This is a genomic window from Terribacillus sp. 7520-G (assembly GCF_002271665.1).
Classification (GTDB): domain Bacteria; phylum Bacillota; class Bacilli; order Bacillales; family Amphibacillaceae; genus Terribacillus.
The window spans coordinates 1-25,661 of sequence record NZ_NQFP01000051.1 but is presented as its reverse complement, the minus strand read 5'-3'; the positions used below and the strand labels follow the sequence as shown (position 1 = coordinate 25,661).

Genomic DNA, 25,661 nt, shown 5'->3' with positions numbered 1-25,661 from the left:
GCATCCGGTGCTTTTTTAGGTAGTAGGGACAAAAATGCGCTAAGACCGTCTTATTTTTTGGGTTTGGGCAGAATGTTTTTAGGGTAAAGCTATTCACGGTTTGTGAAAACCTGCTAAAATAAAGATATTATACTGAAAAAGGAAGATTTATTATGTGGGAGCGTCTTAAGCAAGCTCTAAGCAACTTTTTTATGACCGAAGTAGTAGTGGAAGAAGAACCAGAGCTGAAAACACGGAACGCTTCTGAACAGAAGGTACAGAAACAATATCAGACTAATCAGCAGCCACAAGCAAAAATGGCATATACATATCCGAAGGAACGTGCTTTTCGGTTTCCGATGATTCCGGATGAATCATCCGGCGGCACCAAACCGCAAGCTTCGGATGTGCGGCCGGTGCGCCGCAATGAACAGCCGCAGCCACCGCGTCAGCGTCGGGAAAATCAGCAGCCAGTGAAGCCGAAATCCTCGGAAGGGACGACAGCTTCGTACCGTCCGCGTGAGCCGCAAAGACCGAGACCGGAACCCAAGGAAGACAAGAAGCCTTTCCAGCCTTCAGAGGTACCGTCCCCTGTTTACGGTTTCCGCAAGCGAAAAGAGGAAGCAGCGGATATTGTCACCTTGGGGTCGATTCAGGAGCGGGCTGATTGGAAGAAGATTGCTGCCACCTCCTCTGAAAGCACCGCCGTCAAAGGGCATTCGGGGGATCGAACTGAAGATGCCGTGATGAAGGCAGCGATACAGCAGCAGGAAGCGGATTCCGCTGCCGCGCAGGAATCGGAGACCAGTCATTCCGAGCCGGCTGGTGAAATGGCTGCAGCAGCTAGAGCCGGTCATACAGAACCGGCAGAAATGCTGGACAGAGCGGAACAGCTGGAAGAAGCTGTGGATGCAATCGAGGAAACAGTGCCTGGGCACGAAGACAAGCACCACCCCCTTGCTGATGGACAAGACAAAATGACCACAGCTTCTTCTGAATCGGAAGCACTCCCTGGGATGCCATCTGCGGAAGAATCACATGACGTGCTGCAGGAGACAGCATCTGAGCATGAATCGGACGAAGAAGAACAAGTCCAAATAACCGCAGCGGCATCACCTGAATCAGAAGCAGCAGCTGCAGAGGCCCCTTCACTTGATATCAAGCGGGAAGATGGTCCGGAACAATCCAATGTTCAAAATGATGGGCCTGTCGCGGAGCAAGCAGTGATAGAAGGGCAGTCAGCTGGATACGCAGCGGAAGAAGCAAATGAAAATCCAGTTGATGCCCCGATCCGTGAATCGGCTGATGGAGTCCGGAAACCGGTTCCGTTCAATGTGTTCATGACACCGCGTGATAAACGGAAGAACTTGGAGAAAATCAAACAGCCGGCACCTAAAATCATGGAGGAAACTGCCGAACAAGTGAACGAAGAACAGGCTGAGCCTAGTTTCACCAGTCCGCCGATGCATCTTCTCAATGATCCAGTGGAACAAACCATCGAGAATGATGCTTGGGTCGACCAGCAGATCCATCTCTTGGAGACTACCTTGGAGCATTTCAATGTGAATGCGCATGTAGTCAATGCAATGCAGGGTCCGTCTGTCACTCGTTTTGAGGTCCAGCCTGATATGGGTGTGAAGGTCAGCAAAATCAAGAGCCTGACGGATGATATCAAGCTGAATATGGCCGCCAAGGATATTCGGATGGAAGCGCCGATTCCTGGGAAAAATGCAATTGGAATCGAAGTGCCGAACGCTGTATCCAAGCAGGTGGGCTTGCAAGAAATCCTGGAAACGAAAGACTTCCAAGAAAACAGTTCACCGCTTTCGGTAGCGCTGGGATTGAATATCTCCGGTAAGCCGATCGTCACGGACCTGCAGAAAATGCCGCATGGATTGATTGCGGGTGCTACAGGATCCGGTAAAAGCGTGTGTATCAATACCATCCTGCTCAGCTTGCTTTATAAGGCGAATCACAAACAGGTGAAATTCCTGCTGATCGATCCCAAAATGGTGGAATTGGCTCCTTATAATGACCTGCCTCATCTTGTATCACCGGTCATCACCGACACGAAAGCAGCCACGGCAGCGTTGAAGTGGGCAGTCAATGAAATGGAAGAACGTTACATGAAGTTCGTCGGCGAGGGAGTCCGGGATATCGGACGATATAACGAGAAGCTGACAAAGCAGGACCGTTATGCGGATAGGCTTCCATATTTGGTCATCGTCATCGATGAGCTTGCAGATCTTATGATGGTATCTCCGCAGGATGTCGAGGATGCGATATGCCGGATTGCTCAAAAAGCACGCGCTGCCGGGATACATCTGCTATTGGCGACGCAGCGGCCATCCGTCGATGTCATTACTGGTTTGATCAAAGCGAATATCCCGACACGGATTGCATTCAGTGTATCCTCTGCCGTCGATTCCCGGACGATCATCGACAATAATGGAGCAGAGAAACTGCTTGGAAAAGGCGATATGCTCTTCGTCGAGAATGGCGCTCGGCAAGCCCAGCGTATCCAGGGTGCTTTTGTTTCGGATGAAGAGATTGAGCGGGTTGTGGAGCATGTGAAACAGACAGCGCCGCCGGAGTACCTTTTCCAGCATGAGGACCTGCTTGAACGGCGCGAATCCGAGGAGGAAGAGGACGAGCTGTATCGGGAAGCTGTGGAATTTGTCATCGAGCACAACAGTGCAAGTGCAAGCCTGCTGCAGCGCCGGTTTAAAATCGGCTATAACCGTGCTGCGCGTTTGATTGATCATATGGAAATGAGGGGAGTCATTTCCGAACAAAAAGGCAGCAAGCCGCGTGATGTACTCGTCTCGCTGGCCCAGCTCCAAGCGGAATGACAGACAGCCTGGATGTTGTCCAAAGGACCGTCCAGGCTGTACTGTTTTGAGACACAATCAAGCAGCTGTCTGTATATACTGTAAAAAGCGTGACACGAGAGTTTGTGCATTTAATAAATTGCGACAAAATGCTATACTGTTGCTAGTATGCTTTTTTCATGTATATGTGACACACTACGGATTACATACTTATACTAACACCATACAAAAGCGATATATTATTAAGTGGAGGTTCCTATTATGACAACTTACCATTTCATTGGTATCAAAGGATCTGGTATGAGTGCATTGGCTCAGATCCTGCATGATGCAGGTGAGAAAGTCCAAGGCTCGGATGTGGAGAAGGTATTCTTTACAGATCAGGCCCTAAAAGATAAAAACATTCCCATACTGCCATTTACAAAAGATAATATCAAAACCGGACTGACAATCATTGCAGGGAATGCGTTCCCTGATGATCATGAGGAAATCGTAGAAGCGAAAAGGCTCGGCCTTCCATTCTACCGCTATCATGATTTTTTGGCGGCTTATGCGGATAAATTCCGCAGCATTGCTGTAACGGGTGCACATGGCAAGACATCGACGACTGGTCTTTTGGCGCATACGCTGCACCAATCCCATCCGATTTCCTACTTGATCGGGGATGGAACCGGAAGCGGTCAGCCGGAGAGCGACTATTTCGTCTTTGAAGCCTGCGAATATCGCAGGCATTTCCTCGCATATAAACCGGATTATGCTGTCATGCTGAATATCGACTTCGATCATCCGGATTATTTCCAGAATATCGAGGATGTATTCCAAGCATTCCAGCAATTGGCCAATCAGGTCAAACGCGGGATCATTGCTTGCGGGGATGACGCTTATCTGCGTGACTTGCAAGCAAATGTACCAATCCATTATTATGGATTTGATGAAAGTAACACATATCAGGCGAAGAATGTACACGAAGAGCCGAATGGAACGGTATTCGACGTATTTGTGGAAGGCAGTTTCTATCATACATTCACCATTCCGGGCTATGGAAACCATCAAGTGCTTAATGCCTTGGCAGTCGTTGCCGTATGCCATCAGGAAGGAATGACTCCGGAGCAGATGGAGGAAATGTATGGTTTCACTGGTGTGAAACGCCGCTTCTCCGAGAAGCAAGCCGGCAGTCAAGTATTGGTGGATGACTATGCTCATCATCCGAAAGAAATCGAAGTGACAATCGAATCAGCTCGGAAGAAATATCCTGACAAACAGGTTGTAGCTGTCTTCCAGCCGCATACTTTCTCAAGGACGAAGGCCTTCCTCCAAGAGTTTGCCGACAGTTTGAAGCTGGCAGATGCAGTTTATCTCTGTGATATCTTCGGCTCTGCCCGTGAAGCGAAAGGGAGCCTTACAATACAGGATCTCCAGGAGCTCATACCTGGCTGTGAAGTGCTGCAGCTTGATGAGGTGCATGTGCTTAAGCAATATGACGACAGCATCCTGTTATTCATGGGGGCTGGGGATATCCAAAAATTCCAGGCGCGCTATGAAGAGTCATTGCAAGCTGTCCAATAATCCATTAAACTTGAAAGGGGAGTGCTGCTCCCCTTTTTTTATTTGTACTTTTAAGTTTAACGGCGTCCAGCAAGGGAATAACGTAGTTAGACGAAGGAGTATAAGGCATGAGATGTGCTTCAACTACTCATACTACATACCAGAAGGAGCTGACTATTCATTATGGAAATTCTAGGGTACATCGCTGCATTGATTGCAGCCATCGCATTCGCAGTCTTAGTAATCTATCTCGCCAAAACCTTGAAAGCTGCTTCACGCACATTGAATGATGTTGCAAGCACATTGGAAGGCGTTGAAAAACAGATGCAAGGCATCACGAGCGAAACCGCTGAACTGCTTAGCAAGACAAATCATCTTGCAGAGGACATCGGAGAAAAAGCGCAGAAGCTAAATACGCTTGTCGACGGTATCGAAGGAATTGGCGATACAGTCCAGAGCCTGAACAACTCCATCCGCAATGTCTCCAATAAAGTGGCACTTTCTGCGGAACAGCACACGGAACAAACTGGCCAAGTGCTGAAGTGGGGCTCGGTTATACTTGACTTATGGAAAAAAAAGAAGCAGAATGAAGCCAATGAGGGTGCCTCTGTACCTGCAGTGCAGCCGACAGAGCAGCCGCTACCAGTAAAAGAAACATCCAATTAAACCAAGCGACGCGATAGGAGGCGATGCATTATGTCAACGAAAAAGACGAACGGTAGAGACTTTCTGATTGGTTCGATCATCGGAAGCGTAGTCGGGGCGGTTACTGCTCTTGTTCTTGCTCCTAAATCCGGTAAAGAACTGCGCAGTGATATTTCTGAACAGGCTAGTTCCCTCAAAGGGCGCGCCGGCGAAATGAAAACACAGTACAGTGAAAAAGGTGCACAATGGAAAGATGTTGTCACTGAAAAATCCCGTGCAGTAGCTGAGAAGGTGAAAGAATCTTCCCAGACTGTCCAGGATAAAGTCAAGAACATTACTTCCAAAGATCAAGCGGATGATACGGCTTCCAACAATAAGGAAGCGGAAGATGCTGCGGAGGAAGTAGCTCGTGCAATCGAGGAAGCTGCAAGGGAATTGGAAATGGAGCAGCAGAAGTCCGCGATTGAACGAAATAAGGATCTTTAATTGATCAGACTCCCAAGCATCTTGCTTGGGAGTCTGTTTTATTTTGAAAGGAGTTTAGAGGGTGGAAGCAAAAGTCATTCAAAGTCAGGAAGAATTTCAGGATGTATTGAATAAGGAGGCTGCATTCTACCTGCTCAAGCATAGTTTGACATGTCCGATCAGCGCCAGCGCGAAGCAGGAGTATGACCGTTACAGCCTTGATACACAGCTGCCTGTGTATACATTGTATGTACAGGAAGCAAGGGAGCTTTCCAATATGATTGCCGAACGTTATGACGTGAAGCATGAGTCGCCTCAGGCCTTGCTGTTTGAGAATAATCGGGTAATCTGGCATGCATCCCATCACGATATCACACAAGCCGCTTTGCAGGAGCAAGAGGCTCGATTCAATCAATAAAAAATGTCAGTCATTGATGGGCGAAATGCTTTCTTTAGGGGTATGATATGACCGAGCGGCTTTAAGATTCGCCCCGCAATTCATGGATTCGCTATAAGTGCACTGTTATAGCAGGAAATAAAAAGCTGTACGCAATTGCGTACAGCTTTTTTACATGGTCAGCTCGATCTTATCGTGAGGGGATAATACATCATGGAAGGCTGCTATGGAACCGTTCTTGTATATTTGAAAATTACCGCTGACTTTTGACAGATCAATATCAACGAAGCGAAAAATATCCTGGATGATAAACTGATCAGCTGCAGCCCGCATTTGCAGTCTGGTACCGCTTGGGATGGGCTCATCGGGCTCGACTGGCCTATCCTTGTCATAAAGCTGTGCCGCAGGAGGGGTGAGTTTAATGGTACTGCCGTTGAACTCAACCGTCATCGATGTTTGGCTGCCGGTTTGTAAATGGGGAAGCAATTCAGCAGCAGTCGGGACTTTTCGTTCCTGGATCCGAATACTATCGCCGTCGGTTACTTGATCCCGGAGCCGGGCTGGAATGTCATTGATCGTAAACACCTGGCTGAATGCTTCAATCGACAGCAGCTTATCATTTATGTAGACATCATATTCTCCTGCCTCAGGCAATGCCGGCAGGGGCAGCTTATGTTCATGTAAAAAGTATTCAATGGTAGTATCCCTCTGTAAAAGGACTTCATCCCTGTCTTCCAGGCGGTATGCCGGATGAACTGGCTGTCCGTTAACTAGAACCTGCTGTTTCATCTGGTAAGGCTTTCCGTTATGGAAGATGGTCATCGGCTCCAGATCTCCAGTTATATCGTGTACAGTCACCTGTGCAGGTAATCCATCTTCCCCGGCTTCCACTTCCAGCTTATCACCATCATGAATCGGAGAATCAAGGCTCGCGGGCTGATGATTCCGCGTTATTTTCGGTGCTTTTCCGATTGTGCCCGGCAGGGTGAGCGATTTTCCTTGGAAAGTTATCATGCAGGCTGCTCCCGGTTTTCCGTATAGGCGGGCTATTTGAATGCCGGCAGCCAGCAATGCATCCCCCACTGTCAGTTTCTTCATATCGAATAGACGTATGACACGTCCATTTACTTGGATGCTGACATAATGGACTGGATTTTGTTTAGCTGCCAATGCAATGCCGATCGGTGTGATGAAAGCAGGTCCTGCAGGTACATTATCCGTTTTTTTCAGAGACTGGATTGCTTCTGTGCCGCGGATGGCTACTCTATTTTCAGGCAGATCGAGCATCCTTGCCAAGCGGCCGGCCAATCCAGGTGTCTGGCTTCCGCCGCCTACGAGCATGACAGCTTTCGGAGCGACTGCATTCAGCTGGATGATGCTAGCTGCGATTGCTTCTGCCAGCTGGTCGATCGCATGCCCGATGTCCTGTTCAACCTGATCGCCACTCATCTGCTGCTCGAAACCGAGGATGTCCATCGTTGTGATTGTACCTTTTTCGGACCAGTCCCGTTTGGCAGCTTCGGCCACGTGAAAATCAAGCAAATAATGGTCACTCAAGGCTTCTGTGATTTCATCTCCTGCTTTTGGGACCATTCCATATGCCGTGATGGTCCCCTCGTTCGTAATGGCGATATCACTCGTGCCTGCGCCGATATCGACCAATGCTACATTCAAACGGCGCATGGAAGGCGGTATGAGGACGTTGATAGCGGCAATTGGTTCCAATGTCAAAGCATCCATTTCCAAATTGCTTCGCTTCAATGCTGACAGCAGTGATTCGACGACAACCTTCGGCAGGAAGGTGGCGATGATCTCCACGCACGCCTCATCACCTTGCTGATCGATCAAAGAGCCGATGTCCTGCTCGTCAAGCTGATAATGCAAGACAGAGTAGCCGACGCAATAATAATCCGTACTCTTATCTTTTGAATGAGCAATTTCATACTGGGCTTGCTGGACAGCGCTGAGCTCCAAGTGCTGTACCTGCTCCTTGTCCAATACTCCGCGTTCGGAGATGGAATGGCGAATCTGGACACGCTTCGTCTGCAGCGAACGTCCGGCGGCTGCGACACATACTTTATACAATGAACCGTGTTTTTCCTCCAATTTGTGCTTCACTTCCGAAATGACTTGTGCCACTGCTACGACATCATGGATCTGACCGTCAAGCATCGAACGTTCATCGTGCTCCACCATTTCATAATCTATCAAGGTATAAACACCAGCATCTGCTTCCAGCAGCATGCCGACAACAGATCTTGTTCCGATATCCAAAGCAAAAATTCTTTCCTTCAAAGCGATATTCCTTTCCGCAATGTTCTATTCGTTTCGCTGTACGCTGAAACCTTATGAAACTCCTAGATTCATTCTACACTATTGAGGATGACAGCGAGTAAACTTTTAGCTATAATGATTGCTAATTACCTGAGCTGGATATAATAGAAAAAGAGTGGGAGAGAGCGATGAATATGGATGAATTAGCGAGTTTGCGAAAAAAATTGGATGAAGTGAACCTTGAGCTGCTTGCCCTGATAAATAAACGGGGCAAGCTGGTCCAGGAAATCGGGGAAGTCAAGAAAAAACAAGGCACGAAGCGATTCGATCCGGTCCGTGAAAGAGATATGCTGAATGTCATATCGGATAACAATGAAGGACCATTCCAGGATGCCACACTTCAGCATATTTTCAAGGAAATCTTCAAGGCCAGCCTGGAGCTGCAGGAAGACGATATGCATAAAGCATTGCTTGTCTCACGACGCCGCAAGCCTGAAAATACGGTTATCGACATCAAAGGCACAAAAATCGGCGATGGAGTGCCGCAGTTCATTTTTGGACCATGCTCTGTGGAGAGCTATCAGCAGACAGCCACAGTAGCCGAATCCCTTCAGGATAAAGGCCTCAAGCTCCTTCGCGGCGGAGCTTTCAAGCCGCGGACATCCCCTTATGATTTCCAGGGGCTGGGTGAAGAGGGACTTAGGATCCTGAAGAAAATCGCCGATACGTATGATTTGGCCGTCATCAGTGAAATCGTGGCGCCCGAGGATATCGAAAAGGCTGCAGAATATTTGGATGTGATTCAGATAGGGGCCCGTAATATGCAAAATTTCGAATTGCTCAAAGCAGCCGGGGATGTTAAAAAGCCAATCCTATTGAAACGTGGTATGGCTTCCACCATTTCTGAATTCATCCATGCCGCAGAATATATCAGCTCCCGCGGAAATAACGACATCATTCTTTGTGAACGGGGAATACGCACGTACGAGACTGCAACACGGAATACATTGGATATCACTGCTGTCCCGATTTTGAAACAAGAGACGCATCTGCCGGTTATGGTCGATGTCACACATTCCACTGGCCGTCGGGATTTGCTGCTGCCGGCAGCAAAAGCGGCCCTTGCGATCGGAGCTGATGGTATTATGGCGGAAGTCCATCCGGATCCGGCCGTTGCCTTGTCCGATGCGGCCCAGCAGATGGATTTGGCGCGGTTTGATGCCTTTTATCGGGATCTTATCGCCCACAGCAGTTATGCAAGCCGAATCCCATTGGAGGATTGACAGCTGGAAGTATAGCTTTCCTGCAATATCAAGCGTTTTTTGTATCTCGTTCTACTGAAATGTTCAAAACTCTGGTATAATGGGTAAAGAATATGTGAATAAACATACAAATTGATATTATCATCTTTGGATGATTGGAATCGTGTAAGGAATATAGGAGGATATGACACAATGAATGTAACCATATACGATGTTGCCCGTGAAGCGAACGTATCGATGGCAACCGTATCCCGTGTGGTAAACGGCAACCCTAATGTAAAACCTGCAACTCGGAAGAAAGTACTCAGTACAATCGAAGCACTAGGCTATCGTCCAAATGCGGTGGCAAGGGGGCTTGCAAGCAAAAGGACGACAACTGTCGGAGCAATCATACCGGATATTTCCAGTATCTTCTTCTCCGAGCTTGCCCGCGGGATTGAAGATATCGCAACGATGTATAAATACAATATGATCCTGAGCAATTCCGATCAGAATCCAGACAAAGAACTTACATTGTTCAACAGCATGCTGGAGAAACAAGTGGACGGTATTGTCTTCATGGGCGGCAAAATCAGCGATGAATTGCTGCAGCAGTTCGAGAAGTCCCCAGTACCGATTGTCATTGCAGCCAATGTACAAGGAACAGGGGATACGCCATCTGTCGCAATCGATTATGAACAGGCTGCATATGAAGCTACGAAATTGCTGATCGATCATAATCATGATCATCCGGCATTCGTTGCAGGAACAGCAGAGGCCGAAACGAATAACCAGAAATACAAAGGTTATCTTCGCGCCGTGACGGAGAAAAATGCCGAAGTGAAGCAGGAGTATATCGTAAAAGCTAACAATACGTACAACTCAGGCTTGGAAGCGGCAAAGCAGCTGGCAGGTCTGGCTGATCGCCCTTCTGCGGTATTCGTTTCTTCTGATGAAATGGCACTTGGTGTCATCCATGGTTTCCAGGACAATGGATTGCGTGTACCGGAAGATATCGAAGTGGTCGGTTATGATAATACGAGACTGGCGACGATGGTCCGCCCGACACTTTCCACTGTCGTGCAGCCTACTTATGATATCGGGGCTGTAGCCATGCGTTTATTGACAAAACTGATGAATAAAGAGGAAGTATCAGAGAAAAATGTCATCCTTCCGCACCGCATCATCGAGCGGAATTCGACAAAATAAAAACTAGCGTATCCAATTGGATACGCTAGTTTTTTTATAATGTAATGGTTTCTGATTCCTTGCCATCTGCTCCGACTGCCTTTATTTGATAGGTGGAATCATTGTCAGGAAGATGGAAGGAGGATTGATTGCTGAATCCAATTTGCTTGAAGCTGTCTCCTTGCTTCTGCAGGATACGGTAACCCTTCACATCTTCGGTTTTTGATTGAGTCCATGTGAGTTTCTTATCGGCTTTTTGCACATTCGTCGGCGGGAGCGGAGCACCAGAGCTTGTCTTTACGGCGTTACTATCATCCGATTTAGCTGAAGCGCTGCTGCTTGCCGCTTTCCCGATCAGCTTTTGTACTTTTTCATTGTTAGGGAAAAGCTGTTCGATGCTGACGCCTTGCAAGCCGTTTTCCTTGACAAAGTCTGGATTCAGGACAATTTTTCCATTCTGTTTGATCAAGCTGTCATCTGCCTTTGTTGGTACATGATCTTTATCGAATAAATCGGTTTTGACCATGCCTGCTTGTTTACAGAGCTCAGTCGGTTTTCCGCCGCCAATCGCACAATAGGATGCCTTTGTCAAACCGTCTGGCTGCTTGAATGACTCACTAGGGGCCATCAGCTCAGGGTCGATCTTGGTAGCACTGTTCACTAATTGTGTCCATAGCAATTGGTTCCGCTGACTATAGCCCATTCCAGAGGTCTGGATGGAATCTTGTTTATCATAACCCATCCAGACGCCGACCGTTACATTCGGATTGGTGGCCACGAACCAGGAATCATGATAATCCTGTGAAGTCCCGGTTTTACCGGCCCAATCCACATTCTTATTGGACAGCTGGGATTTTGCATACGTAGCTGTACCATTATCGAGCACTCCCCGCATCATATCCAGCATCAAATAATTGGTCTGCGGACTGAACACCTTGTTCTGTTTGGATTCATGTTTATAAATCTCTTCACCATCTTTTGTAGTGATGGATTCGATCATATAAGCATCCGTGAATTCGCCGTTATTACCGAAGGTTGCATAGGCGTTGACGTTTTCCTCCACTGTCGTACCATAATCCAATCCGCCCAGGGAAGCAGCAAGATTGGAATGATCTCCTTCAGTCAAAGTCGTAATTCCCATTTTCTCCAAGTATTTGCTGGCGGGGTCCAGGTTGACAATTTCTTTATAGGCTTTCGCCGCGGGTACGTTATAGGATTCTTCCAATGCTTTCCGTGCAGTCACGAGTCCATGGTATACCCCGCCGTAGTTGCCGGGATTCCAGGTTTTTGACTGTCCGGGTACATTGAATTTCTTGCTTAAGTCACCGATGACGGTCCCCGGCTGCAGGGTGCCTTCCTCCATCGCTGGAGCATACACAAGCAGAGGCTTCATCGTACTGCCATTGGATCGCTTCGTGTCAGTGGCATGGTTCACTTGGTTTTTCTCATAATCCCGTCCGCCGACGAAGCTCAATATCTTACCAGTGCTGTTTTCGATCATGATGGATCCTGCTTCGATCGGCTCGGAAACAGTCTCTGTTTCCCCGTCGCCATTGGTCCGTTTCACCCAATGATCCGGCTGGTAATAAGCATATTCTTTCGCGATTTTCTGCTGGGCAACATACATATCTTTATTGATCGTTGTATGAATCTGGTAACCTTTTTGACGAATATCGCGCTCAGCTTTTTCCAGGTACTCGTTTTTCAAATCATTATCTTTGTCCAGCTCTTTTTTGGAATGGCCATCTTGTTCCGCGAGCTGTATCGCGATGATACCGGCTGCCCGCTGTTCCACCTCGGTAGTCAGATAGCCATAGTCGTTATCAGACACTGGTTTTGCTTCTGCAAAATCCTTGGTGATGTCATACCCGATAGCGTCATCGTATTCTTGCTGGTCGATGTACCCCTCATCGAGCATTCGGTTAAGCACTTGCTTCATTCTATTCAGACCTGGCTGCAGGGCAGTCTCTTCCTTCAATTCACCGCTGTTGGTGAATGGTGAATAGGCTGACGGACTCTGCGGCAATCCAGCCAGGAAAGCTGCTTGCGGCAAGGTGAGATCCTTTGCATCCACGCCGAATATGCCCTGGGCAGCTGTCTGTACGCCCGCTATATTATTCCCGGAAGCATTTCTGCCGAAAGGAACGATATTCAAATACGCTTCGAGGATCTCATCTTTGCTCAGCACTTTTTCCAGGCGCATAGCGAGTATGATTTCCTTCGCTTTACGCTCGAAGGATACCTCATTCGTCAGTATCTGGTTTTTGACAAGCTGCTGTGTCAGCGTACTGCCGCCTGTTTTCGTTTCCGAGTTCGTAGCTTCCTGCATCAATGCCCGCAGAATCGATTTCGGCACTACTCCATTATGTGTCTCGAAATTATCATCTTCGGTAGCGATGATTCCATTTATGACATATGGTGAGATCTCATCCAGTTTCACATCTTCGCGATAAAGATCGGTTTTAATGTTCCCGAGGAACACATTGTCAGCAAAGTAGATGGAGGGTGTCTCCTCATAATTGTAGACTTCTTCTTTCATAGTGTCATAGGATAGGACGGGCTCACCTTTTACAAGCGATGCAAAATATCCCGCGCCAGCTCCGACGACAAAGAAGATACCGACGCCAGCCAAAAGCAGGAAAAAGAGGAATAAGTTCCAAATGACGTCATATGTGATACGAGAATTCCGCTGAATTCGGCCAGCCTTCCAAGCTTCGGCAATTCGTTTGCTGATTCTTGTCCATATTGCTTTGATTTGCATATTTCACCCCCGAATTGGTTTGTCTATTATACCATAGTAGTCAATTTTCGTAGTGAGTCCAAAATCCTTGTTGCATTTTATCCTTCTATATGGTAATAATGAAGAACAGTCATTATAAAATATTGCGTTGAAGGTTATAGTAGCGGAACAATTCCCTGTTTCAGAGAGCTGACGGCCGGTGCGAGTCAGTATAAAGTTGTTTTGCCAAGTACAGACTGGAGCTTCTCCTGTTCAAGCAGGGGACGGATGTATATCCGTTAGCAAACCGAGTGGCAGTTCATACTGCAACAAGGGTGGTACCGCGAGTCATTTCCTCGTCCCTTTTTGGGGACGGGGTTTTTTTATTTTCAATTGTGAGTGAGGAGTGTGGTCAAATGTCGATTTTACAGGATTTAAAAGACAGAGGTTTGGTTCAGCAAACAAGTGATGACGCAGGATTGGAGAAGCATCTGTCCAGTCAGCAGGTAAGTCTGTACTGCGGTTTCGACCCTACAGCCGATAGCCTGCATATCGGACATCTTGTTCCGATGCTGATGCTGAAGCGATTCCAGCAGGCAGGTCACCGTCCGATCGCACTTATCGGCGGTGGCACAGGAATGATCGGGGATCCAAGCGGCCGGTCAGATGAGCGTAATTTGAATGATGCAGCAACAGTGGAGAGATTCAGCCAAGGTATTCAGAAACAGCTCGCCAGGATCTTGAACTTCGATGAAGGCGAAAATGCAGCAAAAGCGGTAAATAACAAAGATTGGCTTGGTTCCATGAGCGTCATCGATTTCCTTCGTGATATCGGGAAGCATTTTGGAGTCAATTACATGCTGGCAAAGGATTCCGTCGAATCCAGATTAGCCAATGGTATTTCTTTCACGGAATTTACGTATATGATTTTGCAGTCCCTGGATTATCTGCGTCTGTACGAAAAAGAAAATGTGACACTGCAAATCGGCGGAAGTGACCAATGGGGCAATATCACGGCTGGAATGGAATTGATTCGCCGGACGTATGCAGGCAACGATGAAGAGGCTCCAGACAAAGCATTCGCTTTGACAGTTCCGCTTATCACCAAAGCAGACGGAACGAAATTCGGCAAAACAGCAGGCGGAGCAGTATGGCTGAGCCCCGAGAGGACAACTCCGTATGAATTTTACCAATTCTGGTTCAATACGGATGATCGTGATGTAATCAAGTTCATGAAATACTTCACTTTCCTGTCTCTTGAAGAAATCGCAGCTTACGAAGAGAGCGTGGAGAAAGAACCGGAAAAACGCCTGGCACAGACAAAGCTTGCCGAAGAGATGACGACGCTTGTACATGGCAAGGAAGCGCTGGAACAAGCGATCAAAATTTCTTCAGCTCTTTTCAGTGGTGATATCGCGTCCTTGAATGGTACAGAAATTGAACAAGGCTTCAAGGATGTTCCGTCCCACACAGCTGCCGACGAAGACAAGTCGCTTGTCGATATGCTGGTGGAGGCAGGGATTTCCCCTTCCAAACGTCAGGCCAGGGAGGACATCACAAACGGTGCCATCCGCGTCAATGGTGAAAAAGAAGTGGATGTATCACGCTTCCTTACAAAAGCAGATCGAATCGATGGAAGATTCATCATCATCCGCCGCGGCAAGAAAAAATATACGTTATTGAAATTTGCTTGATGAAGAAGCACCGTCCGAACAGGATGGTGCTTTTTATGTTTGATAAAAAGGGCAGGGGGAATGTAAAAAGCACCTAGTACTTTCCGCATTTATCGAAAGTGGATCAATGGGAGGTGAAAAAAGTGGGTGACACAAATGCAATCCAAGCCTTCATGAACGAAAGTGATGCAATCGTCAGGGTGAATGAATTGATTTCTGCCGGTGTACCAGAAGAGGATATCATGATCATTGTGGATAGAAGATCTGAAGACAGTATCCTCGGTGACAAGAGAGAGGTACGCTATAAGGAAGCAAGTGGTTCCGTCAGTACAAAAATCGTCTCTTTCTTCACCAATGAGGATCCGGAAGAGAAAGTCCTCAAAAATCTTAATCTGTCCCAAGCTGAAAAAGATCATTATGCAGACGAGCTGAAAGCGGGAAAAGTATTGCTGTATGCAGAAAATGCTCCGGCAGCAGGGGAAGAGGATCGCAGTGACTGAATGCAGCGGAACCGGAGAAGGAGAGGACGGCGAATGGTCTTTGTCCGGCCGGCAAGCCCAATGATGTGCCCCATGGAATACGACGAAGATGAAGCATCCATCAAAAGGCTTTGGCAGCCTGCGCGCTGTCGGAGTCTTTTTTTATGTACAGGAACATGTATTGGGCTGGGTCCCATGCTGTACATTCATTCTTCACTCAATGAAGTTGAAAGCGCATACAAAATGAGGGATCGGGTGTTAAGATGATTGTAACGAAAGGAGGATATGATGAATCTCAATGAACGCAACTCCGCCATCCTGGATGCTTTATTAAGTAATCCAAGCACATCCAGTGCTTTGCTTGAAAAAAAATTCGATCTTTCAAAAAGGCAGCTCGGCTATTCCATCCAAAAGATAAATAGCTGGCTTGAGCACTTAGGCATACCATTGATCGAACGAACATCACAAGGGCATTTCCTCATCGATGAAAGAGTATTCACGGCACTGAATCATGTAAAGGAAACTGCGGAACAGCATCATTCTTCCATTTTGACCGCCCGTCAAAGGACACATCTCCTTCTTTGCATGCTGATAAGCAAGGATTATCTATCATTGGATCACTTCTCGATTGCAATGCGTGTAAGCAGGAATACAATATTGAGAGATTTGAAGAACCTGGAGAAGCAGCTTGAACCGTTTCATTTGCATATACGTTACAGCCGAAAGCATGGATATCATATTGAAGGAAATGAGTTTCAACTCAGGAAAGCATTGATGTCCGCATTGATGCAATTACTCGATTCGGAGGATGGGCTTTTCGAATTAATGGATGTTTTGGAGCTGGAAGAAGATTGCGTGAATGCTTTCCGTGACAGAATTGAAATGGTAGAGAAAAAGCTATCGATAAAATTCACCGATGAAAAAATGAGGACGATGCCAATAACCTTATTCCTTATACTGCAGCGGGTCAGGAAAGGGGAATGCCTGACAGACTCCCCTATACGCTATAAGGAATTGGCAGGCACGAAAGAATACCAGGCAGCAGAAGAAATATTATTTGACCAGCAAGGGCTGCCGGAGGCTGAAAAACTTTTCATCACTCTTCATTTGCTATCGGCAAATGTGATAACGGCAAATCTGGATGCCGAGGATGCAATTCCTAACCTATATCCCGCAGTCGACAGCATGCTCAGTCTTTTCGAAAAAGTTTCCTGTATTCGTGTACAGGAGCGGAAGCAGCTGCTGGATAAACTGATGCAGCACATCAAGCCGGCTTATTACCGGATTAAATACAATCTTACGGACACCACACCAGTTCCGGGGGTGTTAAGCGGAGAATTCCGCTCTTTGCATCAGTTGGTCAAGCGCTCTCTCGATCCCTTGAAAAGCTTCATCCAAGCTGAGATTCCAGAAAATGAACAGATATACATCACTTTGCTTATCGGAGGCTGGATCAGACAGCAGGGGGAGAGCATTGGGGAGAAAGTGAAAGCGATTGTCGTGTGCCCGCAGGGTGTGTCTGTTTCTAAGCTGATGTTCCACGAATTAAGCGGGCTTTTCCCGGAATTCGTGTTTCTGGACAGCATGTCTGTTCGTGAATTCATCACGTATGATCTGGATTACGACATTGTATTTTCGCCAGTCTTATTGGAGACTTCCAAAAAGCTGTTCATAACGAAGACGATGCTGGATACACACGAAAAAAGGCTTCTCAGGAAACAGGTCTTGACCTATATCCATGGATTTGTTTCCAAGCAAGTCAGGACAAGCGAAATCATGCAAATCATCAGTAATCACACAATGATCATAAACAAAAAGGCTCTGGAACAGGAACTGCAGGCATACCTTGGTCAAGTGGATCAGCATGTGGTGCAACCGGCTTTGGAAGAGTCGCAGCCGCTGCAGCTATCAGATTTTTTGATGCATCAGCATATGAAGATGACTTATCAAATCGGATCATGGGAAGAGGCCGTGCGATCCTGTGCCGGTATCTTGCTCGATAAAGGGATCATCGAGCCCAGATACATAGATGCCATGATCAAAAGCTGTGAGAAGGATCCGTATATCGTGATAGGGCCTGGCATAGCTATACCGCATGCTTCACCGGAGGATGGTGTTTTCCGCACTGGTATGAGTCTGCTCAAGATCAAAAACGGTGTGCAGTATTTGGGGCATCGCATTCATATCCTGGTAGTCATCGCAGCAAAGGATAAGAAGGAGCATATACATGCCCTCATGCAGCTCATGAAACTATCCAAGTCCAAGGAGGACATGAAAAACATGATAAACGCTGCTGGAATCCCGGAGATGAAGCGGATCATCCTTCAATATTCCGATGGCGCAGCAAAGGAGAAGGAGATGCATTATGGCTGATTTTTATCTTGGTGCCAACCTTGTATTCCTGCAAATGAGCGGAGCGCGCGAGGATATATTGCGTGAAATGGCAGAAAATCTTGTGAAAGAGGATTTAGTTGAAGCAAGCTTTGTATCAGGAATCATCGAGCGCGAGAAAGAATATCCGACAGGTTTGCCGACTGGTTCATCGATATCCGTCGCTATCCCGCATACGGATATCGAGCATGTAAAAAGGAATGCGATCAGTATTGCTGTATTGAAGGAGCCAGCCTCCTTCCGAGTGATGGGGGAGTCTTCGATGGAGACACCTGTAAGCATCATATTCATGCTGGCGATGAAGGAGTCGCATGCGCAGCTATCGCTATTGAAGGATCTCATGACGTTTTTGCAAGATGAAGCGATGCTGCGGGATTTATATGATTCCGCCACAAAAGAGGAAGTAGTCCGGCTGATTGATAGAAACCTTAGTTTGACGGCAAGTAAAGGAGGTGACAGATGATGGCCAAAAAACAAGTATTGGTTGCCTGCGGTGCAGGTATTGCCACTTCCACTGTCGTAAACAGTGCGATTGAAGAAATGGCAAAGGAAAACAAAATCGATGTCAATCTGATTCAAATCAAAATAGCAGAAGTGAATTCCTATGTGGATACAGCTGATTTGCTGGTGACGACAGCCATGGTGAAAACATCCTATCCTTTCCCTGTGATCAACGCACGCTCATTCTTGACAGGAATCGGCCTGGAAGAAACCAAGGAACAAATCTTGAATGAATTGAAAAAATAACAAATGGAGTCGGTTCCAAGTCGTTGGGATCGACCTCATTTCCTAAAAAGTGGGGGCTGCATGATGGACACATTTGTCGGGTTCTTACAAAAATTCCTTGACTTGGGTGCAACGGTGATCTTGCCGGTGGCGATCTTCCTTCTTGGGCTTTTGTTCGGACAAAAGCCTGGGAAGGCATTTAGATCAGGGTTGACAATCGGAGTGGCTTTTGTCGGTATTTTCCTTGTGGTCGATTTATTGACATTGAACTTGGGACCGGCTGCCAAGCAGATGGTCGATCGGCTTGGGGTGGACCTCCATGTCATCGATGTCGGATGGCCTGCCACATCATCCATTGCCTGGGCATCTGTTGTGGCTGCTTTTATCATCCCGCTCGGCCTGGTTGTCAATGTCGTCATGCTAGTGACGAAGACGACAAAAACAATGAACGTGGACATTTGGAATTATTGGCACTATACATTTATGGCCGCTGTTGTGTATACCGTTTCTGGAAGTGTGGTACAAGGGCTGATTGCGGCTGTCTTATTCCAGATTGTCTGCTTGAAAGTAGCAGATTGGACACAGCCGATGGTAGAGGATTTCTATGAAATGCCAGGCGTCACAGTGGCAACCGGAAGCACGATTTCCTATGCCCCTGGTATCTTGATCGTAAAGCTGATTGAGAAGATTCCAGGTTTGAACAGGATACATGCCGATCCGGAAACGATTCAAAAAAGATTCGGAATATTCGGTGATTCGATGGTGATCGGATTACTTCTAGGTGCGGCCATCGGTGCTTTGGCAGGATACAGAGTGGGCGACATCATTGAAATCGGCATGGCGATGGCCGCTGTCATGGTTTTGATGCCTCGCATGGTGAAAATATTGATGGAAGGTCTGATGCCGGTTTCGGAGTCTGCAAGGAACTGGCTCAGTAAGCGATTCGGAAAGAGCGAAATCAATATCGGACTGGATGCAGCCGTCCTGTTAGGGCATCCTGCTGTCATTTCCACTGCTTTGATCCTGACGCCGATAACCGTACTTTTGGCAGTCATCCTGCCGGGTAATGCAGTCCTTCCATTTGCGGATTTAGCTACCATTCCATTCATTGTCGCTTTCATCGTGGGAGCGGCAAAAGGGAACATCATCCATTCTGTCATAACGGGGACGATCATGATTGCCTTATCTTTGTACATGGCTACGGATATAGCACCTATCTTCACGGATATGACAACGAGCGCTGCCATCGAGATGCCGGAAGGCTCCGCCATGGTTTCGAGTATCGACCAGGGAGGCAATCTGGTCAACTGGATCATATGGAAGTTATTCGCATTATTCAACTGATAGATTAGGAGGATCACTTCATGCAAGCATTGGTGAAAAAGCAATTGGGGTTCGGGAATCTAGTGGTGGAAGACAAACCAGAACCTTTTCCGAAAGAGGACCAAGTAAAAATCAAAGTGACTTACGCAGGCATTTGCGGATCGGATATCCATACGTATGAAGGCAGCTACCGAGTGGCAGCCCCCGTTACTTTAGGACATGAATTTGCCGGTGTCGTGGAGGAGGTGGGCGGGAATGTCACCGACTTGAAGCCAGGAGATCGAGTGACCTCCGAGACGACTTTTTATATATGCGGGCAGTGCAAATATTGCCTGCAGAAGGATTATAATCTGTGTAAATATCGGAAAGGGCTCGGGACGCAGCAGGATGGCGGTTTCGCGAACTACGTCATTGCAAGGGCTGCAAGCATCCACAAAGTCCCTGATAATGTCGATGACCAATCTGCAGCTATGACAGAAGCACTTGCATGCACACATCATGCAGTAGCCAAAACGACAATCCGGCAAGGTGATATCGTCGTGGTGATCGGACCGGGTCCAATCGGTCTGCTCACTGCGCAAGTAGCCAAAAGTAAAGGGGCAGAAGTCATCATTACCGGTCTTTCTGCTGATAAAGTCCGTCTGGAGAAAGCGAAAGAGCTAGGAATCGATCATGTGGTCAATATCCAGGAAGAATCCCTGGAGGAGCTTGTTTACGGATTGACGGATGGCTATGGTGCAGATGTTGTTTTCGAATGCTCCGGGGCAGTTCCTGCAGCACGTCAAGGACTGACACTTTTGCGTAAAAAAGGGCAGTACGCGCAGGTGGGTTTGTTCGCTGAAGCTTCAGTGGCATTTGATATGGAACAGGTCATCCAAAAGGAATTGAGGATCGTTGGAAGCAGAAGCCAAAAGCCTGCCGATTGGGAGCCATCGCTGAGTCTGATGGAAAGCGGTGCCGTCGATGCAGCAGCACTGGTCACACACATTTTTGATATAACGGAATGGGAGAAGGCCTATCAGTCGATAAAAGCTGGCGAAGCAATCAAAGTCCTGCTCAGACCAATGAAAGAAGGATGATCCATGGAAAAAGAAAAATTGATCGAGATCATCGATTATACGATGCTCGCTCCAACCGCCAGTAAAGATGATATAAAACAATTTTGTTTGGAAGCGATCACTTATGGATTCCGCACAGTTTTCGTAAACCCATGGTATATCCCCTATGCCTTTACGATACTTTCGCCGCATGACATAAAAGTTGGGGCGCCAATCGGGTTTTCACTCGGCGGAGCGACGACAAGAGTCAAGGTGGAGAAACGAAGGCGGCGATTGAGGATGGAGCTTCTGAAATCGGCTCATCAACCTGGGGGCGTTGAAGTCAAAAGCCTATGATGCTGTGTACCAGGATATGGAGGCTGTAGTCAAAGCTGCCGATGGCCTGACGACAAAAGTGATCCTGGAAACAGCTCTCTTGGATGAGACGGAAAAACGGAAAGCAGCCGAGATGGCGGTGGCTGCCGGAGCTGACTTCGTGAAGACAGCCACGGGCTTTAATGGCGGAGGAGCGACGGTTGAAGATATCGAGCTCCTCGCTGCTAGTGTGCAAGGGAAAATCGGAATCAAAGCAGCCGGGGGCATACGGACATATGATGATGCTGTCAGTATGATCCGGTCTGGGGCAACACGAATCGGTGCAAGTGGTGCTGTCGCCATCATCAGGAATGAAAAAGCGGATACAGATTATTGGTTCGGAGGGATAACATGACAGAAATGATGCTTGACTTTATGCTTGGACCGATGAGGGCAGTGAGTGCTTTCTATTTTGAGCACCAGCTGATTTTTAATGGAATCATTATCGGCGGTGTGTCATGGAAGCTGTTTACAGGCAGGAAATCGAAACAAACATAAAGAGGTGTAGCCCCGTGAAGACGCTGAATCTGTACGGAATAGAAGATATAAGATACGAAGAGTCACCGCAGCCAGTGATCGAATCAGATCACGACGTCATTATAAAGGTGGAAGCTGCTGGCATATGCGGTTCCGACTTATCACGTTATAAAAAGCTTGGCCCCTATCGCCCAGGAATGACATTCGGGCATGAATTTGCAGGAACCGTTGCGGAAATCGGAGGCGCCGTCAGCCATGTCAAAATCGGTGACAGGGTGGCTGCCTGCCCGGCATATGCATGTGGGAAATGCTTCTACTGCAGGAGCGGAGACCCATCAAGATGCAAGGAATTAATGGTCATCGGATCCAGGGTGCCGGGTGCATTTGCGGAGTATGTGAAGCTCTCTTCTGCCCATGTCATACCGCTGCCTCCCGGGGTGGATAGTGAGACGGCGGCTTTAATAGAGCCGGCAGCGGTCGTGGCCCATGGTTTTTACCGGACACAGATCAGGCCGGGGGCGGCTGTTGCAGTGATGGGTGCCGGTAGTATCGGTCTGCTTGCTATCCAATGGGCCAGGATATTTGGAGCGAAAACAGTCATTGCGATTGACATCGATCCAAAAAAATTGGATATTGCCATGGAAGTAGGTGCCGATCATGTGATTGATGCAAGTTCTGCAACGGGCTGCGATGCGATATCAGCATATACGGATGGCGAAGGTGTCGACTTGGCTGTTGAATCGGCAGGTTCACCAATCACTTCGGCACAAGTACTGGCATTGCCAAAAAAGGGAGGGGAAGTTGTTTATCTGGGGATACCATATGCCGATATAACCATGGAACGATTTTACTTCGAAAAAATCGTCAGGAACGAGCTGACGATTCATGGATCCTGGAATGCATTATCCGCTCCTTTCCCAGGTCAGGAATGGGCCAATACCATTCATTATATGCAAACAGGTCAATTAAATGGAGAAAAAATGATTAGTCATCAGATACCTTTAAGTGAAGGTCCGGCTATGTTCCGACAGCTTGCCGACCGAAATATTGATGCCGTAAAAGTGCTATTCCATCCATAGGAAGATGCAGGTAGCTGCATCTTTTTTATTTCCGGGAGTCACAAGAAATTATATGTTTATTCATTTTCTTGTCGGGAAAACAAAAAACACGCAACACTTCAATCAGATTTAGGAGGTATGACAGCATGTCAGCTCATAAAATTGAAACCTTCCAAAATGAAAATGATGTGATTGTAAGGGTAAATGAATTGAAATCCAAAGGAATCCAAGAAAGCAAAGTGACGGTGATCACCGACAAGAAGCCGGAATCTTCCATTTTGGCTGATCGGCTGAGCGTGAATTACAAGGAAGCGAAGGGCTCCTTGCGTGATAAGGTGTCCGCCTTGTTTACCGGAGATGACCCAGAAGAAAAGACATTAGAGGACTTGAATTTGAACCAGGCAGAGACAGATCGATATGTGGATGAATTGAAAAACGGGAAGATCCTTTTATTCGTGGATCCAACCGCCGGAGGGAAACTGCAGTCAGAAGCTCAAACAAATTCACATGCAAATGGGGATCGCCCGGTCGCTGGAACTGGTAACACCCGGCCTGGCACTTCATCCTTCAACAACGATCAACCAAATGCTTCCCGGACGGGACAGATGGAATTGCATGAAGAGGTAGTGGATGTGGATACGAATGCAGTAAAATCCGGGGAAGTGAATGTAGACAAACGCACGGTGACAGATCAGGAGGAATTCGATGTTCCGGTGACGAAACAGGAAGTCAATATCGAGCGCCGTCCGGTGAATAAAGTAAATGAGCCTGGCAGCACAGCCGGAGCTTATACGGAAAAAGATGGTATCCATGTCCCGGTATATGAGGAAAAAGTAGATGTGGATAAGAAGGATGTCATCAAAGAAGAAATTGTCGTCAACAAGAAAGATGTACAGGACAATGTCCATGTAAATGAAAAAGTCAGACGTGAGGAAGCGGAGATAGAAGATAGCACAAAAAAGAATAATGGCTTGAAGTGATGGAAAACCTCACCGATTATCGTCGGTGAGGTTTTTTGATGGTTCATCGATTCAAATCGCTCAATCCAGTGCTATGCTCGTTCGGCAGTTCCGGTAATTCCGGTACCGGGAAGCCTGCTGGAGGCTGGGATACACTGAATTCCCCGCCATTTCGGCTGGGAACCGTCCCTTGGATGATTTCAGCGATCCGGGTCTGATCGAGACGGAAATTGAATTGCGTATTATGGAAGCCCATATCGACGAATTTTTTGCACTCTGGATATTTATTGATATCATAATTAGGCACCGGGAAGATCTTGCCCCAATCCACGCCCAGTGTTTCCAATGCTTTCGCAAATGCATTCTGATGGGCATTGTCACGGACGATCAAGAAGGCCAGCGTTTCCCGGAATGTGGCGTTGGAGCTCATCTCATATATACGCGTTTTTTGCAGCACACCAGTCGATTCGAGTACGACATTATTTAACAGATCGGCGATAAGGTTTCCGTGGCTGTAGACCCAAGAGCCATTCCATGGATTGCCTGCTGCATCGAATGGGATGGAAGCTTGGGCGCCGATTATATAGTGGTGGGGATTCACGTTTGGTGTATCCTCGATCGGACCGGAAAGGGGCGCACCATCAGGCGCTGTATTTCCCGCCCCGCCTTCACCCGACTCATCCAGCAAGGCATTGATTGTATTCTGCACCAGCTCCACATGTGCAATTTCCTCCAGGAAGATACCGCGCAAAAGATCACGGAACTGTTTCTGCTTCCCTCGGAAATTAGAGCTTTGGAAGAAGAATTGCATCATGGTGCGCATTTCCCCATAGTGACCGCCCAGGATTTCCTGCATAACCTTCGCCGCGGCAGGATCGGGCTTATCCGGTTTGATGATGTTGATTAATTCTTCTTTGTAATAATACATCTAAGTGCACCTTCTCTTTTTTGGATTTACCGTTAGTGTCTGTTACAGAGAAATCGCTTATTCATCTATATTTTTCTTTGAAACATCCGCAAAAAAAGAGTATGGCTTCGACAAAAGTCGACTTGATTCATATTTCCACCCGAACGTAGTACAATAGTAATTGTATAGTGCAAACTATCTACTATCGGAGGGGTTAGATATGAGTAAAACAGCAATCATCACAGGGGCAGGCAGCGGATTGGGACAAGCTGCAGCCGTCCGTCTTGCCGAAGAAGGCGTGAATATCGCAGTAGTCGATGTCAGTGAAAAAGGGGCAAACGAGACTGTCGAATTGGTAAAACAAGCTGGAGCGGAAGCGATTTTCATTCAAGCGGATGTTTCCAAGGAAGCCGATGTCAAAAATTATGTGGATAAAACATTGGAGCATTTCGGCTCTATTGATTATTTCTTCAACAATGCTGGTATTTCAGGCAGCGGTAAATACTTCCTTGATTCCGACGTTGCGGAAATCGAACGTATCGTCGGCATCAATTTGCTGGGCGCGCTTTATGGTGTCCGTTATGTAGCGGAAGTGATGGTGAAAAACGGAGGAGGCTCCATCGTCAATACTTCCTCCAGTGCAGGTGTGATCGGTCAGGATTCCGTTGTCACCTATGCTGCGACAAAACATGCTATTGTCGGCATGACAAAGAGCCTGGTTGCCGAATACGCAAAAGATGGTCTCCGTGTAAATGCGATTGCGCCAGGACCTACCGAAACAAAAATGGTAGCGGAGTTTTATGCTGTGAATCCGAAAATGAAAGAAAATGCAACTGGCGGTATTCCGCAGAAACGTCTCGGCACACCGGAAGAGGTAGCGGAACTTGTTACATTCCTGCTTACTTCAAAAGCGCAATATATCAACGGTGAAGTAATCCGTATCGATGGCGGATTCACGAATACAAAATAATT

Annotated in this window: 21 protein-coding genes, 1 pseudogene and 1 other annotated feature; of the genes and pseudogenes, 19 read left to right on the top strand and 3 right to left on the bottom strand. The window is 47.3% G+C overall.

Translation table 11 applies throughout. From position 1 onward, the window contains the following. Positions 1-152: 152 nt before the first annotated feature. The 5 genes from CHH53_RS16255 to ytxJ all read left to right on the top strand — a co-directional run bounded on the left by CHH53_RS16255 (position 153) and on the right by ytxJ (position 5,883). Positions 153-2,831, top strand: coding sequence for a DNA translocase FtsK (locus CHH53_RS16255; protein WP_095217188.1), 2,679 nt, complete (start codon positions 153-155; stop codon positions 2,829-2,831). A gap of 240 nt (positions 2,832-3,071) precedes the next feature. Further along, positions 3,072-4,376: a UDP-N-acetylmuramate--L-alanine ligase gene (murC, locus tag CHH53_RS16250; protein WP_095217187.1), complete on the top strand. Its 1,305-nt coding sequence runs from the start codon at positions 3,072-3,074 to the stop codon at positions 4,374-4,376. 162 nt (positions 4,377-4,538) lie between these two features. Further along, positions 4,539-5,021 carry a DUF948 domain-containing protein gene (locus tag CHH53_RS16245; RefSeq protein WP_095217186.1) on the top strand — a complete coding sequence of 161 codons (483 nt, stop codon included), beginning with the start codon at positions 4,539-4,541 and terminating at the stop codon, positions 5,019-5,021. Positions 5,022-5,051: 30 nt separating this feature from the next. Then, the gene (locus CHH53_RS16240; protein ID WP_095217185.1) at positions 5,052-5,486 is read left to right on the top strand and encodes a YtxH domain-containing protein; all 435 of its coding nucleotides are present in this window, start codon (positions 5,052-5,054) and stop codon (positions 5,484-5,486) included. A 61-nt stretch (positions 5,487-5,547) separates the two neighbouring features. Then, the gene (ytxJ, locus tag CHH53_RS16235) at positions 5,548-5,883 is read left to right on the top strand and encodes a bacillithiol system redox-active protein YtxJ (protein ID WP_095217184.1); all 336 of its coding nucleotides are present in this window, start codon (positions 5,548-5,550) and stop codon (positions 5,881-5,883) included. A gap of 150 nt (positions 5,884-6,033) precedes the next feature. Here ytxJ and CHH53_RS16230 read toward each other — a convergent pair whose 3' ends face one another. Then, entirely contained in the window at positions 6,034-8,157 is a 2,124-nt protein-coding gene (locus tag CHH53_RS16230; protein ID WP_095217183.1) for a cell division protein FtsA, read from the bottom strand. A 167-nt stretch (positions 8,158-8,324) separates the two neighbouring features. On the opposite strand from CHH53_RS16230, the gene CHH53_RS16225 reads away from it, so the two are divergent. Together CHH53_RS16225 and ccpA are read left to right on the top strand one after the other, a co-directional pair. Then, positions 8,325-9,419, top strand: a complete 1,095-nt coding sequence (locus tag CHH53_RS16225) for a bifunctional 3-deoxy-7-phosphoheptulonate synthase/chorismate mutase (protein WP_095217182.1) — start codon at positions 8,325-8,327, stop codon at positions 9,417-9,419. A 171-nt stretch (positions 9,420-9,590) separates the two neighbouring features. Next, entirely contained in the window at positions 9,591-10,586 is a 996-nt protein-coding gene (gene ccpA / locus CHH53_RS16220) for a catabolite control protein A (RefSeq protein ID WP_095217181.1), read from the top strand. A 34-nt stretch (positions 10,587-10,620) separates the two neighbouring features. On the opposite strand, the gene CHH53_RS16215 is transcribed toward ccpA, so the two are convergent. Beyond that, positions 10,621-13,326 carry a transglycosylase domain-containing protein gene (locus CHH53_RS16215; protein ID WP_095217180.1) on the bottom strand — a complete coding sequence of 902 codons (2,706 nt, stop codon included), beginning with the start codon at positions 13,324-13,326 and terminating at the stop codon, positions 10,621-10,623. Positions 13,327-13,444: 118 nt separating this feature from the next. Continuing rightward, positions 13,445-13,651, top strand: a binding site (T-box leader). Between the two features lie 49 nt (positions 13,652-13,700). Between CHH53_RS16215 and tyrS the strand changes: the two genes are divergently transcribed. The 11 genes and pseudogenes from tyrS (at position 13,701) to CHH53_RS16165 (ending at position 23,803) form a co-directional block, all read left to right on the top strand. Beyond that, a complete protein-coding gene (gene tyrS, locus CHH53_RS16210; protein ID WP_095217179.1) occupies positions 13,701-14,978 on the top strand; it encodes a tyrosine--tRNA ligase in 1,278 nt (425 codons plus the stop codon). A 122-nt stretch (positions 14,979-15,100) separates the two neighbouring features. Continuing rightward, positions 15,101-15,457 (top strand): general stress protein, encoded by a 357-nt coding sequence (locus CHH53_RS16205; protein ID WP_095217178.1) that lies wholly within the window; start codon positions 15,101-15,103, stop codon positions 15,455-15,457. Between the two features lie 264 nt (positions 15,458-15,721). After that, a complete protein-coding gene (locus CHH53_RS16200; protein WP_233135174.1) occupies positions 15,722-17,809 on the top strand; it encodes a BglG family transcription antiterminator in 2,088 nt (695 codons plus the stop codon). Continuing rightward, a complete protein-coding gene (locus CHH53_RS16195) occupies positions 17,802-18,290 on the top strand; it encodes a PTS sugar transporter subunit IIA (RefSeq protein WP_158221590.1) in 489 nt (162 codons plus the stop codon). The genes CHH53_RS16200 and CHH53_RS16195 overlap by 8 nt, the downstream gene beginning before the upstream one ends. Further along, positions 18,290-18,574, top strand: a complete 285-nt coding sequence (locus CHH53_RS16190) for a PTS sugar transporter subunit IIB (RefSeq protein ID WP_095217189.1) — start codon at positions 18,290-18,292, stop codon at positions 18,572-18,574. Before CHH53_RS16195 ends, CHH53_RS16190 begins: the two co-directional genes overlap by 1 nt. Positions 18,575-18,637: 63 nt before the next feature. Next, positions 18,638-19,897: a galactitol-specific PTS transporter subunit IIC gene (locus CHH53_RS16185; protein WP_095217175.1), complete on the top strand. Its 1,260-nt coding sequence runs from the start codon at positions 18,638-18,640 to the stop codon at positions 19,895-19,897. Between the two features lie 20 nt (positions 19,898-19,917). Beyond that, complete coding sequence (locus tag CHH53_RS16180) at positions 19,918-20,955, top strand: zinc-binding dehydrogenase (RefSeq protein ID WP_095217174.1); 1,038 nt, start codon at positions 19,918-19,920, stop codon at positions 20,953-20,955. A 3-nt stretch (positions 20,956-20,958) separates the two neighbouring features. Continuing rightward, a pseudogene (gene deoC, locus CHH53_RS16175) lies at positions 20,959-21,643 on the top strand (deoxyribose-phosphate aldolase). Then, the gene (locus CHH53_RS17515) at positions 21,640-21,786 is read left to right on the top strand and encodes a hypothetical protein (protein WP_198946067.1); all 147 of its coding nucleotides are present in this window, start codon (positions 21,640-21,642) and stop codon (positions 21,784-21,786) included. Before deoC ends, CHH53_RS17515 begins: the two are co-directional and overlap by 4 nt. A 14-nt stretch (positions 21,787-21,800) precedes the next feature. Next, positions 21,801-22,844, top strand: a complete 1,044-nt coding sequence (locus tag CHH53_RS16170; protein ID WP_095217173.1) for a galactitol-1-phosphate 5-dehydrogenase — start codon at positions 21,801-21,803, stop codon at positions 22,842-22,844. Between the two features lie 125 nt (positions 22,845-22,969). Continuing rightward, complete coding sequence (locus CHH53_RS16165) at positions 22,970-23,803, top strand: DUF2382 domain-containing protein (RefSeq protein WP_095217172.1); 834 nt, start codon at positions 22,970-22,972, stop codon at positions 23,801-23,803. A 43-nt stretch (positions 23,804-23,846) separates the two neighbouring features. Here CHH53_RS16165 and CHH53_RS16160 read toward each other — a convergent pair whose 3' ends face one another. After that, positions 23,847-24,710 carry a manganese catalase family protein gene (locus CHH53_RS16160; protein WP_095217171.1) on the bottom strand — a complete coding sequence of 288 codons (864 nt, stop codon included), beginning with the start codon at positions 24,708-24,710 and terminating at the stop codon, positions 23,847-23,849. Between the two features lie 199 nt (positions 24,711-24,909). Here CHH53_RS16160 and CHH53_RS16155 point away from each other — a divergent pair, with 199 nt between their 5' ends. Further along, positions 24,910-25,659, top strand: coding sequence for an SDR family NAD(P)-dependent oxidoreductase (locus tag CHH53_RS16155; RefSeq protein ID WP_095217170.1), 750 nt, complete (start codon positions 24,910-24,912; stop codon positions 25,657-25,659). The last annotated feature ends 2 nt before the right edge of the window (positions 25,660-25,661 follow it).

Bases quoted from the DNA above. Each gene is read 5' to 3' on its own strand.
- CHH53_RS16245 (WP_095217186.1), top strand. From the start codon at position 4,539: ATGGAAATTCTAGGGTACATCGCTGCATTGATTGCAGCCATCGCATTC.
- CHH53_RS16240 (WP_095217185.1), top strand. From the start codon at position 5,052: ATGTCAACGAAAAAGACGAACGGTAGAGACTTTCTGATTGGTTCGATC.
- CHH53_RS16215 (WP_095217180.1), bottom strand. From the start codon at position 13,326: ATGCAAATCAAAGCAATATGGACAAGAATCAGCAAACGAATTGCCGAA.
- ccpA (WP_095217181.1), top strand. From the start codon at position 9,591: ATGAATGTAACCATATACGATGTTGCCCGTGAAGCGAACGTATCGATG.
- CHH53_RS16225 (WP_095217182.1), top strand. From the start codon at position 8,325: ATGAATATGGATGAATTAGCGAGTTTGCGAAAAAAATTGGATGAAGTG.
- CHH53_RS16195 (WP_158221590.1), top strand. From the start codon at position 17,802: ATGGCTGATTTTTATCTTGGTGCCAACCTTGTATTCCTGCAAATGAGC.
- CHH53_RS16180 (WP_095217174.1), top strand. From the start codon at position 19,918: ATGCAAGCATTGGTGAAAAAGCAATTGGGGTTCGGGAATCTAGTGGTG.
- murC (WP_095217187.1), top strand. From the start codon at position 3,072: ATGACAACTTACCATTTCATTGGTATCAAAGGATCTGGTATGAGTGCA.
- CHH53_RS17515 (WP_198946067.1), top strand. From the start codon at position 21,640: ATGACAGAAATGATGCTTGACTTTATGCTTGGACCGATGAGGGCAGTG.
- CHH53_RS16255 (WP_095217188.1), top strand. From the start codon at position 153: ATGTGGGAGCGTCTTAAGCAAGCTCTAAGCAACTTTTTTATGACCGAA.
- CHH53_RS16185 (WP_095217175.1), top strand. From the start codon at position 18,638: ATGGACACATTTGTCGGGTTCTTACAAAAATTCCTTGACTTGGGTGCA.
- CHH53_RS16200 (WP_233135174.1), top strand. From the start codon at position 15,722: ATGATGAATCTCAATGAACGCAACTCCGCCATCCTGGATGCTTTATTA.
- CHH53_RS16155 (WP_095217170.1), top strand. From the start codon at position 24,910: ATGAGTAAAACAGCAATCATCACAGGGGCAGGCAGCGGATTGGGACAA.
- CHH53_RS16190 (WP_095217189.1), top strand. From the start codon at position 18,290: ATGGCCAAAAAACAAGTATTGGTTGCCTGCGGTGCAGGTATTGCCACT.
- CHH53_RS16165 (WP_095217172.1), top strand. From the start codon at position 22,970: ATGTCAGCTCATAAAATTGAAACCTTCCAAAATGAAAATGATGTGATT.
- CHH53_RS16160 (WP_095217171.1), bottom strand. From the start codon at position 24,710: ATGTATTATTACAAAGAAGAATTAATCAACATCATCAAACCGGATAAG.
- tyrS (WP_095217179.1), top strand. From the start codon at position 13,701: ATGTCGATTTTACAGGATTTAAAAGACAGAGGTTTGGTTCAGCAAACA.